This is a genomic window from Pseudomonas uvaldensis (assembly GCF_021271205.1).
Classification (GTDB): Bacteria; Pseudomonadota; Gammaproteobacteria; order Pseudomonadales; family Pseudomonadaceae; genus Aquipseudomonas; species Aquipseudomonas uvaldensis.
The window spans coordinates 209,220-226,377 of record NZ_JAIWKS010000002.1; the positions used below are offsets into that span (position 1 = coordinate 209,220).

General features: G+C 63.8%; 4 protein-coding genes. All 4 read left to right on the top strand.

Features of this window, described 5'->3' with window-relative positions; translation table 11 throughout:
* The first annotated feature begins 55 nt into the window (after positions 1 to 55).
* The 4 genes from gspE (at position 56) to LCU97_RS04390 (ending at position 17,102) form a co-directional block, all read left to right on the top strand.
* Positions 56 to 1,474, top strand: coding sequence for a type II secretion system ATPase GspE (gene gspE, locus LCU97_RS04375; RefSeq protein ID WP_053150588.1), 1,419 nt, complete (start codon positions 56 to 58; stop codon positions 1,472 to 1,474).
* Entirely contained in the window at positions 1,474 to 2,685 is a 1,212-nt protein-coding gene (gene gspF, locus LCU97_RS04380) for a type II secretion system inner membrane protein GspF (protein ID WP_053150591.1), read from the top strand. Before gspE ends, gspF begins: the two co-directional genes overlap by 1 nt.
* 400 nt (positions 2,686 to 3,085) lie before the next feature.
* Positions 3,086 to 4,252 (top strand): substrate-binding domain-containing protein, encoded by a 1,167-nt coding sequence (locus LCU97_RS04385; RefSeq protein WP_053150594.1) that lies wholly within the window; start codon positions 3,086 to 3,088, stop codon positions 4,250 to 4,252.
* 211 nt (positions 4,253 to 4,463) lie between these two features.
* Complete coding sequence (locus LCU97_RS04390) at positions 4,464 to 17,102, top strand: filamentous hemagglutinin family protein (protein WP_232775666.1); 12,639 nt, start codon at positions 4,464 to 4,466, stop codon at positions 17,100 to 17,102.
* Positions 17,103 to 17,158 lie beyond the last annotated feature (56 nt).

Consider the following 17,158-nt stretch of genomic DNA (forward strand, 5'->3'; position numbering starts at 1 on the left):
CGCGAGCTGGCTTCCCACAGGGGATGTGTGTGGTTTCTCAATTCTGGGTGTGCCCATGAACACTCTCCCATACGCCTGGGCCAAGGCCCAACGTCTGGTGTTGCGCCAGTTAGATACAGGTGCGGTGCTGACGGTGTGTCCTTCCACGCCCGGCTGGTCCATCAGCGAAGTGCGTCGCCAATTCGGCGATGTACGGCTGGAGCGGGTGCGCGAGGAGGATATCGAAGGCTTGCTCAACAGCGCCTATGCCGACACCGGCAGCGCGGCGGCGGTCGTCGGGGCGGCGGAGAACGAGGTGGACCTCGATCGCCTGATGCAGGACATCCCCGAGATCACCGACCTGCTCGATACCCAGGACGGCGCCCCGGTGATCCGCATGATCAACGCCTTGCTGACCCAGGCCGCCCGGGACGAAGCCAGCGACATCCACATCGAGCCTTACGAAAGCCATTCGGTGGTGCGCTACCGGGTCGATGGCACGCTGCGGGACGTGGTATCACCGCGCAAGGCCCTGCACGGTGCGCTGGTGTCGCGGATCAAGATCATGGCCCAGCTCGACATCGCCGAAAAGCGCCTGCCCCAGGACGGCCGCATCGCCCTGCGGGTGGCCGGCCGGCCCATCGACATCCGCGTGTCCACGGTGCCCACCGGCCATGGCGAGCGGGTGGTGATGCGCTTGCTGGACAAACAGGCCGGGCGCCTGCAATTGGAAACCCTGGGGATGGACCCGGCCGTGCTGGGCAAGCTCGATCATCTGATCCGCCAACCCCATGGCATCGTGCTGGTCACCGGCCCCACCGGCAGCGGCAAGACCACCAGCCTCTACGCCGCCCTGGCCCGGCTGGACGCCAGTGTTCATAACATCCTCACCGTCGAAGACCCGGTTGAATACGACCTGCCGGGCATCAGCCAGATCCAGGTCAACGCCAGGATCGACATGACCTTCGCCCTGGCGCTGCGAGCGATCCTGCGCCAGGACCCGGACATCATCATGATCGGCGAGATCCGTGACCTGGAAACGGCGCAAATCGCGGTGCAGGCCTCCCTGACCGGTCACCTGGTACTGGCGACGCTGCATACCAACGACGCGGTGTCGGCCATCAACCGCTTGATCGACATGGGCGTCGAGCCGTTTCTGCTGGCCTCGTCGATGCTCGGGGTGCTGGCCCAACGACTGGTACGCAGGCTATGCCAACAATGCAAGCAACCCGATCCGGCAGCGCCCGGCACCTGGCGACCGGTGGGGTGCGCGGCCTGCAACCAAACCGGCTATAGCGGACGCACCGGCATTCATGAGTTGTTCTGCATCGACGATGACATCCGTACGTTGATACACCAGGGAGCAGGGGAGCAGGCTCTGCGCGCCGCCGCCCGCCAGGCTGGCATGTTCAGCATGCGCGAGGATGGCGAGCGCTGGGTGCGTGGCGGGGTGACAGCCCCTGAAGAAATTCTGCGCGTGACACGGGACGCCTGATGAATCGCTATCGTTTCGAGGCGGCGGATGCCCAGGGCAGGATCGAGTCCGGGCATCTGGAGGCCGACAGCCAGGGGGCGGTTTTCAGCCTGTTACGCAGTCGTGGGTTGACGGCGTTGCAGGTGCAGTTGGAGCGCAACACGCCTCAAGCCCAAGGTGGCGGGCTGTTCGCCGCTCGGCTCTCTGATAACGACCTGGCCTGGGCCACCCGGCAATTGGCGAGCCTGCTGGGGGCGAGCCTGCCGCTGGAAGCCGCCTTGAGCGCCACGGTGGAACAGGCCGAACGCAAGCACATCGCCCAGACCCTGAGCGCGGTCCGTACCGACGTGCGCAGCGGCATGCGCCTGGCCGAGGCACTGGCAGCGCGCCCCCGGGACTTTCCGGACATCTACCGGGCGTTGATTGCAGCCGGCGAGGAGTCCGGTGACCTGGCCCAGGTGATGGAGCGGCTGGCGGACTACATCGAGGAGCGCAACAACCTGCGGGGCAAGATCCTCACAGCGTTCATTTATCCGGGCGTGGTGGGACTGGTGTCGATCGCCATTGTGATTTTCCTGCTCAGCTATGTGGTGCCGCAGGTGGTCAGTGCATTTTCCCAGGCGCGCCAGGATCTGCCCGGATTGACGTTGGCGATGCTCACCGCCAGCGATTTCATTCGTGCCTGGGGCTGGCTGTGTTTCGCCGTGCTGGCCGGCGGGTTCTGGAGTTGGCGCCTGTACTTGCGCAACCCTCAGGCGCGATTGAGCTGGCATGCGCGGGTGCTGCGCCTGCCGCTGATCGGGCGTTTCGTATTGGGGCTCAACACGGCGCGCTTTGCTTCCACCCTGGCGATTCTCGGCGCGGCGGGGGTGCCGCTTCTCAGGGCGCTGGAAGCCGCGCGACAGACGCTGTCCAACGACCGCCTGAGCCTGAGCGTCAGCGATGCCACGGCCAAGGTCCGCGAGGGGGTCAACCTGGCGGCGGCGCTGCGGGTGGAAAAGGTTTTTCCACCCTTGTTGATCCATCTGATCGCCAGCGGCGAAAAGACTGGCTGCCTGCCACCGATGCTCGAACGCGCCGCGCAGACCCTGTCCCGGGATATCGAGCGACGCGCCATGGGCATGACCGCGCTGCTGGAGCCACTGATGATCGTGATTATGGGCGGTGTCGTCCTGGTGATCGTCATGGCGGTGCTGTTGCCGATCATCGAAATCAATCAGTTGGTGCAATAAACCTGACCGCGCTTGATGACACGCTCCTCGCCGCAACCGTTGTGGTTCAAAAATATTTGCGGTGGTGTGTCAGCTCCCGACCCCCGTCAGCGCCAAACTCGGGTTCCTTGTTCTGTCATTTTTTCAAGGCAAGCAACCGTCCTGCGGCGCCTCCAGCATTTGTCCGTTTCCCACATGCGTAAAACCCGCCCGCAAGCCCGACCCAGAGCCCTCGAACACCCGAGGAAATCCCCCGAAAAAGAGCCTCATGCTCCCGAGGTTTTTTCCTTTATCTGTCACCGGAAACTGCGAATTTCTAACCCATGGCCTCACCCCACCGCCAGCGGCACAGGACCGAGCGCCATGACGGCAAGAACGCGTCATCCAACCTACGTACGAACACGATGAAAGGAGATTCTTCATGTTTAAGCGCAACGTTCTCGCAGTATCCCTGACCCTCGCCGGCCTCTGCGCCGCTCAGGCTGCCATGGCTGATGTCAACGGCGGTGGTGCTACCTTGCCTCAGCCTCTATACCAGACTTCCGGCGTACTGACCGCCGGTTTCGCTCCTTACATCGGCGTGGGCAGCGGCGCCGGCAAGGCCGCTTTCCTGAACAACGACTACACCAAGTTCGTGGCTGGCAACACCAGCAAGAACGTGCACTGGGCTGGTAGCGATTCGAAGCTCAGCACCACTGAGCTGAACAACTACGTCACCGCCCACGGCGCTGCCTGGGGCCCGCTGATCCAGGTGCCTTCGGTGGCCACTTCGGTTGCCATTCCGTTCAACAAGACCGGCACTGCCAACGTTAACCTGAGCGTCAACCAACTCTGCGGCGTGTTCTCCGGCCGTTTGACCGACTGGAGCCAGATCACCGGTTCCGGCCGTACGGGCGCGATCACTGTGGTCTATCGCGCTGAAAGCAGCGGCACCACCGAGCTGTTCACCCGTTTTCTGAACGCCAAATGCGCTGAAACCGGCACCTTCGCCATCACCACCAACTTTGCCTCCAGCTACAGCGGCGGCCTGCCAGCCGGCGCCGTCTCGGCCACTGGTAGCCAGGCTGTGATGACTGCCGTGAACGCTGCCCAAGGTCGCATCACTTACATGAGCCCGGATTATGCTGCAACGACGCTGGCCGGTCTGGATGACGCCACCAAAGTAGCCCGCGTTGCCGGTGTTTCCCCAGCCCCCGCCAACGTATCGGCCGCCATCGCCGCTGTTGCGGTTCCTGCCGTCGCCAACCGTGCCAACCCGAACGCGTGGGTACCGGTCTTCGCTGCTACCAGCAACCCTAATGACCCAAGCGTCGTGGCCTACCCAACCACCGGCTACCCGATCCTGGGCTTCACCAACGTGATTTTCAGCCAGTGCTACGCCGACGCCACCCAGACCACCCAAGTGCGCAACTTCTTCAGCCGCCACTACGGTGCGTTGGTTAACAACGATTCGGCGATCACCTCCAACCGTTTCGTGCCCCTGCCTTCGGCCTGGAAAACCGCTATTCGTGACTCCTTCGTCACGGCCTCCAGCGGTCTGAGCATCGGCAACACCAGCGTCTGCAACGCCATCGGTCGTCCGCTGTAAGCCCACGCTTGAGCGACCTGCAGTACCTGATCAGCAACGGTGTGAGCCGTTGCTGATTTTTGCGTATGGCCCGTACCAACACAGCCACATGAAATTTTCATGACATCCGTTCGGTCCCGAACGGCTGCAACCGCCTAACCCCTATAACCAACGCTGGCAGCTTGATGGCACTGCGTTGCGCCCCTTAGAGCGAACCGAAAGGATGAGTAGGATGCTGCGCTGCAAACCCCGGATGAACCTGAATGCTTCCCGTCGCGATGGCGAGCTGTCGATGCTGCGGCTCAAGCCGTTGGCCCAGGCCATTGCGCTGCTGATGGTGGCCGGCAACGCCCAGGCGGCTACGGCGTTCAGTTCATCCTGGTTTGCCGCCAAGGGGGCCTCCCAGGCCGCCGGTGCGGGGCGGCCCACGACGGCGCGGCCCGGTATGCCGCCACCGCTGGCCCAACAGCAACGGGCCAATGCGCAGTTGCAGCGTTCGCTGACCAACCTCAACAACACCGTGGCCGCCATCGCCGCCCAACAAGCCGCCCAGGCAGCGGGGCGGCAAGCAGCGTTCGGGCAGGTGCAGGTCGTGCCAGACGGCTTGGGCGAGGGAGGACTCAAGGTCGACAACAGCCTCACCCAAGGTTGGCTCAACGCCAAGGGGCCGAAACAGACCCAGGCGGGTGGCAAGACCACGGTGACGATCGAGCAGACCGCCGACAAGGCGATTCTCAACTGGGAAACCTTTAACGTCGGGCGCAACACCACAGTGGATTTCCAGCAGCAAGCGGACTGGGCCGTGCTCAACCGGGTCAATGACCCTCAAGCCCGACCCAGCCAGATCCAGGGCCAGATCAAGGGCAATGGCACGGTCATGCTGGTCAACCGCAACGGCATCATTTTCAGCGGCAGCAGCCAGGTCAACGTGCGCAACCTGGCGGCGGTGGCGGCCAATATTTCCGATGAACAGTTCAGTCAGCGTGGCTTGTACGTCGATGCCACCGGCACCCAGCCGACCTTCACCGACGCCGCCGGAAAGATCGAAGTGCAGCAAGGCGCGCAAATTGAGACCCACCGCGCCGCCACCTCCACCGCAGGCGGTGGCTATGCCTTGCTGTTGGGCTCGGAAGTGGAGAACGCCGGTTCCATCATCACCGCCAAGGGCCAGACCACCCTCGCGGCCGGCGACAGCTTCTACATTCGTCGCGGACAGGGCACCAGCGGCAACCTGCGTTCGACCACCCGTGGCAATGAAGTCGCGACGTCACTCAAACCGGGCAGCAGCGCCGGCACCGTGATCAACAGTGGCCTGATCCAGGCGAGTACTGGCGACATCACACTTACCGGGCACCGGGTGGAGCAAAACGGCGTGGCCGTCGCCAGCAGTTCGGTAGACACCCGCGGCACCGTGCATTTGCTCAACGCCATCAGCGACGGCACCGGCAGCGTGACCCTGGGGCAAGGCAGCGCCACCGCCGTGCTGCTCGACGCCGCGGGCGGCAGCGCTCTGGACAGCCAACGCAACGCCGGGCCTGCTGGTCTGGACGGTACGCCGAACAATTTGATCACCGGCCAGTTCAACAACCTCAGCAGCGTGGTCGACCGCTCCGATCAGTCGCGGGTCGAGATCGTCAGCGGTGGCAGTGTCGACTTTCAGAACGGTTCCATCACCCTGGCCACCGGCGGGCAGGTTGCGGTCAGCGCCGCCGGTCGCAGCCTGGTGCGCGATGGCGCGGTGATCGACGTGTCCGGCGCCATCGGGGTCAAGGTGGCGATGGAATCCAATTCCATCAAGGTCAACGTCCAGGGCAACGAACAGCGTGACGCTCCGGTGAATCGTGAGGGCGGCAAACTGACCAGCAATGATGTGTGGGTGGATGTGCGCGATCTGGTCTACGTCCCGGCGGGCACCAACGGCTACGCCACTGACCGCTGGTACACGGCGGGTGGTCTGTTGGAGGTGGGCGGTTATCTCGGCACCCGTGGGCATAGCGTCGGCGAGTGGGCGGCCCAGGGCGGTACCCTGACGTTTACCGGCAATGACGTGGTGACCCAGCAGGCGGCGCAACTGAACCTGTCCGGCGGCACCCTGGATGTGCAGAGCGGCTACTTGCGCCAATCCTGGCTGAAAGGCGCCGATGGCCGTCTGTATGAGCTGTCCAAGGCGCCGGGCGACATCCTCTACACCGGCATCTACAAAGGTTACGAAGACCATAGCCAGCGCTGGGGCCAGACCGATTATTACTACAACCCGCTGATTGCCCCGCGCGAGCGTTTCGAGGCGGGCTACACCGTAGGCCGCGATGCCGGCAAGCTGGTGGTGTCGACCCGCAACGCCGTGCTGGAAGGCCAGATCGTCGGCGAGGTCTACCAGGGCGAACGCCAGACCCAGGCGCCGAATCTCAACCTCGACGGTTATCAGCAGTCGCAGAACGCCGTGGCCCGTCGGGCTCAATTGTGGGTGGGCAGCTACACGCCGATCTACGACAAGACCAACGGTGTGATCAATAGTGGTTTGAACCCTACGTTCGACCAGGTCACCTTCGGCAAAGTCTCCGACAAGATCGCCGCCGGCCTGGACCTGACCTCGGCGGTTGGCTCCGACCGGCAAGGCAAGCTGGTGCTGGACAATGAATTGCTCAATGGCTTCCAGCTCGGCGCGGTCAAGGTGGCGGCGGGTGAAGGCATCAAAGTCAATGGCGCACTCAAGGTCGCCGACGGCGGCGACATCACGCTTTATGCACCGCAGGTCGAGGTGAATGCCGACCTGACGGCCCGCAGCGGTCGCATTGCCTTGGGTAACGTGCTCAAACAGATCAGAACCGATAATTTCCAGATGGGAGACGTCACCCTTTCACCCGCCACGGGACAGCGGGCGATGGTTACATTGGGCGAAGGCGTCAAGCTGAACACCGCCGGGCGCTGGAGCAATCTGCTGCTCGACGACACCGACCGCCAAGGCCTGCCGTTCATCAACGGCGGCACCGTGTCCGTGCGCAGCAGTGGCGATATTGATGTGCAGCAAGGCAGCCTGATTGACGTCAGCTCCGGTGCTGCCGTGATGGCCGATGGCAAGACTCGCGGTGGCAAGGGCGGTGACCTGACCTTGACCGCGAGTACCGGCGCATCGTCCGGTAACGGCGACTTGAACCTCGAAGGTGAACTGCGCGGTACCGGCGTGAGTGGCGGCGGGACCTTGAAGCTGGCGGCCAGCAAAGTGCTGATCGGCAACAGCAGCGCGCCGCTTGACCCTGGCACTCTGCAACTGGACGGCGATTTCTTCGACAAGGGTTTCTCGGCCTATGACATCACCGGCAACGAAGGCCTGACTGTGGCCGACGGGACCCGGGTTGATGTGACGATGCCGGTGTACCGTGTTGGTGAGCAGGCGTTGGTTACCGATAGCGACGCGGAGCCAGGCGCTGCCTTGCAGCGCTGGACGCCGGAGCTCTACCAGGAAGACGCGATCAAGGGTGTGCTGACCCAGCGTCGCGGTGCGAGCCTGAGCCTCACCGCCGGCACCGCGAACTCCAGCGCCGCCGACATGGCCAGCACGGTATTGAGCCTGGGCAAGGGCAGCGTGATCAATGTCGATCCGGGCCAAGGCATTGACCTACGCAGTATTGGTCAATTGACCGTCAACGGCACACTCAACGCGTGGGGAGGGCGGGTCAGCCTCACCGAGTTGAGCGTCAATGATACGGTTCGCGATCAGGTCAATGCCCAGGGTCACGGTCGTTCCATCTGGCTGGGCGAGCAGGCGCTGATCGATGTCTCCAGCCGGGCCGTGACTGCCCGGGGCATGCGCGGCCAGACCTACGGCCTGGTGCGCGATGGCGGGCAGATTGTCGTCGGCGGCCAGATCGATGCCGCGAAAGGCTCGACGTCGGCCTCCGAGCTGTTTGTGGTGGTGCGCGACGGTGCCCGTCTGCAAGCGGATGGCAGCCAGGCCGTGCTGGATGTTCCGGGCCAGGGTCGCACGTTGGTAGCGAGCAATGGCGGCAGTATTTCCCTGGCGTCGGCCAATGGCCTGTATCTGGACGGTGCGTTCAGCGCCCGTTCCGGGGGCGGCGGGGCGGCTGGGGGCAGTCTGTCGGTAGCACTGGAAACCCCCTATTATCTGAGAAGCGCAGTCAATGACCGAGTGTTGAACGTGCGTGAGCTGGTTCTGAGGCAAGTCGCCCAGGCAAGCTCGCTGAGCGATTCGGCTGAAACCTCGGCGGACTCGTTGGTTTATGGTCACGGCCAGCTGGGTATCGATCAAGTCCGGGGCGGTGGTTTCGACAGCCTGTCGTTGTTAAGCAACGGCCTGATGAGTGTGGATGGCGACCTCTCGATATCCCTCGGCCAAGGCCTTGCCTTGTACGCCCGCAGTTTTGGATTGAGTGCAACCGCGCCCGCCAATACCCGGGTCGAGCTCAATGCCCCCCATGTGTTGCTCTCTACCGCGACAGGGCTGGCGAGCACTCGACCGAGTTTTGATCCTTACACCCGGCCGGTGGTCGAGGGCGGCGGGGTATCGCTATTGGCGAACAAGGCGGTGTTTTCTGTGAACGCGGATCTGCTCGATGTGCAAGGCAATGTGATGTTCAGCAGCAAAGGCACCGTGAGGCAGGCCGATGGCAGCACGGTGGAGCTTGAGCGGGCAGGTTTCGATCAGGTCCAGCTAAGCAGCCGGGGTGATATGCGTTTCCTGGCCGGGTTCTCCGGCAACGATATGCCTGAAGGTTTCACTACCCAATTACTGACGCCCTCGGACATGCTTTTGCAGGCGGCGCAACTGTATCCGGCAACCGGGGTAGGGGCACGGATATTGGCGGGATATGGTTGGGGAACTGAACCCGATAGCAGCACGAGGCTCTATGACCCGACGCGTAGCCTGGTCATTGGGCGTACCACCCAGGTCACACCACAAGTGCCTTATTCCGTATTCGGTCGCCTGCAATTAGGCAGCGCGAAGATCGAACAGGGTGGTGTCGTCCGAGCACCCTTGGGGTTGCTTGAAGTCGGTACAAACAGCGGGGAGGGTATATCGGCTCGGGTAGACCTGTTGCCGGGCAGCCTGACGTCGGTCAGTGGCCTGGGCCTGGTCTTGCCTTATGGCGGCACGGTCGACGGACAGAGTTATCAGTACGCTGGAAAAAAGGTTGTGTTGCTGGGACAAGGAGCGGTGCCCTCCGGCAACGGTGACCTGAATATCGGTGTGATTCTCGGCGGCAAGTCGGTGGCGGCCGAGGAAGGCTCGGTACTCGACCTCTCGGGCGGCGGTGAATTGCTCGGCGCCGGTTTTATCTCAGGCCGGGGCGGCTCCACCGATGCGCGTTTCAACCCGTTGGTGCAGATTGGCGTCAATGGCGGTTTCACATTACCGGGGCTGTCCAGCAATCCGGTCTACGCCATCGTGCCGGGCAATCAGAGCCAATACGCGCCGGTTGCAGCCGAAGGGGGGGCGGTGGATCCCAGGGTAGGTCAGCAGATCACCATCGGTGCCGGTGTGCCTGGGCTGGCTGCCGGCACTTATACCCTGATGCCGTCCACCTATGCCTTACTGCCGGGGGCGTTCCGGGTCGAGGTCAATGGCTTGGCGGGGCAGGGCGCCACGACGGGCGCGCAACAGATGCGCAATGGTTCCTGGACCACCTCCGGAGTGTTGTCGGTGGCCAACACCGGGCAGCGCAACAGTTTGTCCAGCCAGGTCATTCTGACTTCAGGCGATGTGCTGCGCCGTTATTCGCAATACAACGAAACCAGCTACGCCCAGTTTGTGCTGGCCGATGCCGCTCGCCTGGGCGTGCCTCGGGCAATGCTGCCCGTGGACGCCAAGACGTTGAAATTGAACCTGGCAAAGGGCGCGGGGGATCAGGCGTTTTCCTTCAACGGCACAGGCAAGTTCGCGCCTCAGACGGGGGGCTACGGCGGCACCGTTGCGGTGGTGGGGCGCGCCGGGAGCGCATTGGAAGTGGTTGCTGATGGGCGTGGGGCCACGGCCGGCTTCGACGGCGTGACCCTCAATGCGGGAAGCCTCAATGCATTGAAGGCTACACGCCAAGTGATTGGCGGCCAGTTTTACGTTGACTATGGCCAGGGAGGAAACTACATCACGCCGCAAAGGGTGTCCCGCAGTGTTGCGTTGCGTGAAGGTGCGATCCTGTCGGCGCCTGAGGTATTGCTCTTGGCCGACGGCGGCGAGCTATTGGTGGAGCAAGGCGCAGCCATCAACACCATCGGACAGGGCAAGGCCGCGTACGATGCACGCGATGGCTTTATCTATAACCTCAACGTGAAGAACCAGAATTACAACATGCTGGCGGCCTCCAACGGCGTGCTCAACGTGTTGGCTCCGCAGTCGGGTGCTACAGGATCGGTCAATATTGGCGGGTGCAGCCTGACACCGTGTAGCGGCGTGACGCGGATTCACTCCGAAGGCAGCATCGTTGCCGCCTCCGGCAGCAGCCTGGCGTTGGACGACCAGGTGCGTTACGGCACTCGTCACCTGACCCTGGCTCTGAGCAATATCAACGTCGGCACGGTCCAGGCATTGAGCGATGCAGCGGGGCGCAATGTATTGCCTGCCGGTCTGACCCTGAGCCAGACGGTGCTCGACCGCCTGTTGCGCGGCGACACTCAATATGGCGCTCCGGCCCTGGAAACTCTCGAACTGTCGGCCAGTCAGGCGCTGAATTTCTACGGCACCGTCAGCCTCGACACCTATGATTCGACTACCGGCAAGTCACGCCTGAATAACCTGATGCTCAGTACCCCGGCCATTTATGGCGCGGGCAGTGCCAGCGACGTAGCGACCATCCGGACCGCCAACCTGGTCTGGAACGGTGCCGTCGGCGCGCCGGGTTCGGTGATTGCAGGCGGAGCCGGCACCGGCGCCGGTCGCCTGGACATCCAGGCCCAACGCATCGAGTTCGGCTACGGTGCGTTTGCCCAGCCCAGCTCGCTCACCACCCTGGACCGCCTGGCTCTGGGCTTTGCCAACGTCAACCTCAGCGCCAGTGAACGCCTGACGGCCAACCACAAAGGCAGCCTGGCGGTGTATCAAAGCCAGGGGGCCTATGACGCGAAAACAGGTTTCGCCTACAGCGGCGGCAATCTCAATATTCTTACTCCGTTGTTGACCGGTGAGGCCGGTTCGATCAACCGCATCACCGCGGGTGGGGCGATCAACGTAGCGGGTACGAGCGCTAAGCCGGGCACCGTTTCCGGGCTCGGTGGCGAGTTATCCCTCAAGGGTGCCAGCCTCAACCTGGCCAGTGCGGTGGTGTTGCCCAGCGGCAAGTTGACCCTGGGCGCGACCGATGACCTGACCCTGGCCGATGGGGCGTCGATCGACGTAGCCGGTCGCGGGATCACCTTCAACGATGTCACGCGCCACAGCGCCGGTGGCGAGGTAATCCTGCAAAGCCGCAACGGCAACATTCGTCAGGCCAGCGGGTCGAGCATCGACCTCTCGGCCCGCAACAATCAGGCCGGCCGGCTCAGCGCCGTGGCCCTGGATGGGGCGGCGGGGATGGTGGACCTGCAAGGGCGAATCCTGGGTAGCAGCTCGGGCGAATATGACGCCGGCGGCACCGTCATGCCGTACCTGGCTGGCGGCGTGGAAATCCAGGCCCAGCGTCTGGGCGGCGGTGGCAGCCTCAGCGAGCAGTTCGCGGCGTTGAACCAACGGTTGAACGATGGGCAGGTCTACGGTTCCCGTGGTTTCCAGCTTAAACAGGGCGACCTGGTGATCGGCGACGGGCTCAAGGCCTCGACCATCAGTGTGTCGGTCGACAACGGCAATCTGTTGGTCAACGGCAAGGTAGACGCCAGTGGCGAGCGGGTTGGCAGCATCCGGCTCGCGGCGGGGCGTTCCCTGACCCTGGGCGGCAACGCGGTACTCGATGCCCACGGCAATCGCCTTCGGGTGGACAGCTACGGCAAGATCATCGATTCGCCAAACCGTGCCATCGTCGACCTGACGTCCCGCGCAGGTGTACTGACCTTGTCCGATGGCGCCCGCATCGACCTGCGCCATGGCATTGCGGCGACAGCCGGCCAGCATGACGGTCGCGCCCGTGGCACCCTGGAGCTCAATGCCCGCCGCGCCGGCCCGGATGCCACCCACGGCGACATTGCCATCGACGCCAGTGGCAACCTGGACATTCAGGGCGCGCGGTCCATCGCCGTCAATGGTATGTGGCAGTACAGCGACGCGGAATATGGCAGCGATCCGGCGGCCAGCGGACGCCCTTATCAGGTCATCGACCAGGCATACCTGGACCGCAAGCATCAGGACAGCACAGCCTTCATCAACGCGGCGCTGGACAACGACGATTTGATGCAACGCAAACTCGCCGGCCTGAACAATGCCCGTTATGCCGACGCGTTCCACTTGCGGCCCGGTGTCGAGATCGTCAGTGCGACCGCCGACGGTGATCTGGTGGTGCAGGGCGACCTGGACCTGTCCGGTTATCGCTATGCGAGCGTCAATCCGCACACGCAGAAAACCGCCGTGTACGGCTCCGGCGAGGCCGGTGCGTTGACCCTGCGCGCCGGGGGCGACCTGAGCATCTACGGCAGCATCAACGACGGTTTCGCACCACCACCGGCCACGCAGGATGACAAGGGCTGGGTGTTGCTGCCCGGCATCGACTTCACGGGGGGCGACATCGTCGTACCCGGCGCCGGCGTGACCCTGGCCGAAGGCACGGCCTTCCCGGCGGGGACCACGTTGAACTACGACTTGCCGATCAAAGGCGTGACGTTGGCGGCGGGTACCCGATTGCCGGTGGCGGCGATTCTCGAACAGCCACTGGAGCTGCCCGCCGGCACTGTATTGGCGGCCGCCGTGCATGATGCCTCGGGCAATCTGCTGTTTGCCGCGGGCACCTTGCTGAACCAGGCCCAGACCCTGCAAGCCGGCTCGCAACTGGGGGCCGGCAGTGTATTGAACGGGCCCACTGCGTTGCTCGGCTTCACCTGGCCGAAGGGCGTTGCGTTGCCCAACGTGGCGGACGCGGGCAATGCACAGAGCAATATTCTCAGGCTGGATCGCAGCCTGGCACTGAACCGTGGTTCGCTGATCCCGTCCGGTACCGATGTGAAGTTGCCCGATGGCGTCGAGTCGATCCAACTGCGTCCTGAAATCGCCGGCAGCCAGGGGCGGATGTGGGCCGTCGCTCCGATGCTTGCCGAGGGTTCGCAGTCCTGGTCGCTGCGGTTGGTGGCCGGGGCCGATACGGCAGCGGCGGACAGCCGGATCGTCCAGCCGGAACCGGTGAATGGCGATTTGCGTTTTGCCGACAGTCATTACGGCATGTTCGGTAAGCCGGTACCGGCCAAAGGCGTTTTCATCTGGACTGAAGCAGGGGTCGCAGAGCTTCTGAACGCCGGGATCACTGTCGAGCTTGGCGCACCCATCGACCAGGAAATCGTAGGCGCCTTCGGTTACGCCTCGGTCGATGCATTTTGTGCCGACCTTCCGTTCATGTGCGCGCAGCAATCTTCCTACAAGTGGACTGAGGCAGCCGTGGAGGCGCTGGCGGGATCCGGTTATGACGTCAAGGCAGGGGCCCCGATCGATGCGTCGGCTGCCCAGTTTTTCGGGTTCGATTCGGTCCAGGCGCTTTGTGAATATGCGCCAGAGCTGTGTGCGGCCCTCGGCGTGGACTACAAGCTGGTCGCCGGCAGTACCCGCCCGAGTGTCATCCGCACCGGCACCGGCGACCTGGAACTGCTCAGCGGTGGCAGCCTGCGCATGGACTCGTTGTTCGGCATCTACACCGCCGGCACTTCGTCGGCGCCGACGTTCCCGGGCGATCCCTACAACCAGCCCAAGGCATTGGGCAGTAGCGGCAAGGTACTCAACGACGAAAATGGCAGCTACGAAAAACTCGTGGATGGCGGCACAGAGAGCATCTATCGCGCCTGGTATCCGGATGCGGGCGGGAACCTGTTGCTCAAAGTCGGTGGTGATCTGAGCGGCAACTTGACCGCGCCCGCCGCCACCCCTGTCGGGCGACCGAACCCTGCCGACATCGGCCAGGACTCGGCCAATGTGGGCAACTGGCTCTGGCGCCAGGGCAACGGTGATCCGGTGAACGGCCAGCCGACGGCCTGGTGGATCAATTTTGGCAGCTATACCGCGTCGACAGAGCCAGGGGGCGCTGATCAGATGGCCGGTTTCACTGGCTTCGGGACCCTGGGCGGCGGTGATCTGGACGTACAGGTGAAGGGGGACGCGGGGGTGTTGCACCGGCTCGCCGGCAGTGACTTCAATCCAAACATCACCCCCCGCAGCCAGGGGCTGCTGTTGGCTGTGGGCAGCACGGGTCGCGTAGGCGCCGATGGCAGCCTGCAACTGACCGGCGGCGGTGATCTCAATCTGCGGGTGGGCGGTGCTTTGAATCCAGAAAGCCTGTTCGTGAACGGGCATCTCAACGGTGCGGTCATCAACCTGCGGGGCCACGCGCAGATCGATAGCGGCGCCATCGGCCGTATTGACCTTCAATACGGCAATGCTGCCTCCGCACAGTCCCCAGGAGAAACGCGAGCCTACGACTCCTTCAAGTCCACACGAGGATTGGCTACCGGTGGGCTGACCCTCATGCCGGGCGATGCCACCTTCGATCTGGCTACTTCGGGCGATCTTGTCGTGATGGACGTTGCCGACCCCGGTCGTGCACCGATGATGAGCGCCTCTCGCTTCAAGGACGGTGACAGGAACGGGTCGGGACTGAGCTGGTTCACGCTATGGACGGCCAATACCGCGATCGACTTGTGGTCGTCTGGAGGTAACCTGACACCTTACACCTCTAGTACCGCAACGGATCTGGCGGTGGTCTACCCATCGATCCTGAGAGCCGTGGCGGCCGGTGGCAGCCTCTACTATGGAAAGTCGTCAGTGTTATATGAAGCAGGCTACAGCGGCGACAATCGCCCAGCCCTGCTGCTTGCTCCGGGCATCAACAGCGAGTTGCAATTCCTCGCCGGCGATTCCATCTACGGCGGCGACATGTCGGTCAGTCGTTCCGGTGCTGCGTCGTCTGCCTTGGCGACGCCATTTCGTCCAGCCTATGTCGCTTCAGTCGATGGCGGCATCAGTATCCAGGTCAGCAATCTTTCGGCCGATGGTAATCCCGTGGTCCTCAGCAGGAACCAATTGCCGCTGCTTGCTTTCGCCACCAGCAGCGCCTCCAGCGAATGGGCTGCCAATGTCGATCCTGCCCGCTTCTATGCGCTCAACGGTGACCTGCTGGCGGTGACCACTGGACGGACGATGACATCCGTTCCCACGGGCAAGTGGCCGGGGCGAATTGCATACGAAGGCGCCGGAACGGTCAGGATGATGGCGGGGCGAGACATCGTCAGCAGCGGGATACCGTTGGGCGGATCGCGCAGTGATGACCTGGAGGCGGGGAATTACACCGTCGGTGGCAATCTCTTCATTCACAACAACCCCACCGACATCTCCATCGTCTCGGCCGGGCGCGACATCCTCTACAGCCACTTCAACGTTGCCGGCCCCGGCCTGCTGGAGATCACCGCCGGGCGCAACATCCTGATGGAGGACAAGGTCAGCATCACCAGCCTCGGCGCCGTGGTGCCGGGTGATTCGCGCCCCGGCGCGAGCCTGGTGCTGCAAGCCGGCGCGGGCCTCAATGGGCCGGATTACGAGCGCTTCGTCAAGGCGTACCTGGACCCGGCAAACCAGGCCCTGGCTGGTGTACCGCTGGCGAGCCAGAACGGTAAGGTCGCCAAGACCTATGAAGCTGAATTGGTGGATTGGCTGGAGCAGCGCTTCGGCTTCAGCGGCGACAGCGAGCAGGCCCGTGCCTATTTCGCCGCGCTGCCGGCCGAACAGCAGCGGGTGTTTGCCCGCGATGTGTACTTTGCCGAACTCAAGGCCGGTGGGCGTGAGTACAACGAAGTCGGCGGCGTACGCCAGGGCAGCTATCTGCGCGGCCGCGAGGCGATCGCGCTGTTGTTCCCGGACAAGGACGTGGCGGGCAATGCGATCACCTACAAAGGCGACATTACGATGTTCGGCGGGGCGGGTGTGCACACCGATTTCGGCGGCAGCATTCAGATGCTCACCCCGGGCGGTGGCCAGACCTTCGGCATCGAGGGTAACGCGCCGCCGTCCACCGCAGGCGTCATTACCCAGGGTGAGGGCGATATCCAGTTGTATGCGCGCAACAGCATCCTGCTGGGGCAGAGCCGGATCATGACCACCTTTGGTGGCTCGATCCTGGGCTGGTCGGCCCAGGGCGATATCAACGCCGGTCGCGGTTCGAAGACCACCGTGGTCTATACGCCGCCCAAACGGCTGTACGACACCTGGGGCAACGTGACCCTGTCGCCGTCGGTGCCGAGCACCGGTGCCGGTATTGCTACCCTCAATCCGATTGCCGAGGTGACGCCCGGCGATATCGACCTGATCGCGCCGTTGGGCACCATCGATGCGGGCGAGGCGGGGATCCGGGTGTCGGGTAACGTGAACATCGCGGCGCTGACCGTGGTGAACGCCGCCAACATCCAGACCCAGGGCAAATCCACCGGCGTGCCGCTGGCCGCCACGGTGAACACGGGAGCGATCACCTCAGCCAGTTCGGCGGCGTCCTCGGCGACCCAAGCGGCGGAAGAGGTCGCGCGCCAGCAACAGGCGGCGGCGCGGCAGAGCCAGGCGTCGGTGTTCACCGTGCAAGTGGTGAGCTTCGGCTCCGAGCAACTGGCTCCGTCCCGCGACGGAGCCAGCCGCGAAACGCCCAGGGCCTATGATCCCGCCAGCCCCGTGCAAGTGCTCGGCGCCGGCCCTCTGGATGAACAGACGCGGCAGCGCCTGACCGAGGAGGAGCGGGGGCGGTTGAGTTTGTGAACAGGGCTGTGGTGGCGTTGGCTGTGCCGCCGCCATCGCGGGCAAGGCTAGCTCCC

Bases quoted from the DNA above. Each gene is read 5' to 3' on its own strand.
- gspF (WP_053150591.1), top strand. From the start codon at position 1,474: ATGAATCGCTATCGTTTCGAGGCGGCGGATGCCCAGGGCAGGATCGAG.
- gspE (WP_053150588.1), top strand. From the start codon at position 56: ATGAACACTCTCCCATACGCCTGGGCCAAGGCCCAACGTCTGGTGTTG.
- LCU97_RS04385 (WP_053150594.1), top strand. From the start codon at position 3,086: ATGTTTAAGCGCAACGTTCTCGCAGTATCCCTGACCCTCGCCGGCCTC.
- LCU97_RS04390 (WP_232775666.1), top strand. From the start codon at position 4,464: ATGCTGCGCTGCAAACCCCGGATGAACCTGAATGCTTCCCGTCGCGAT.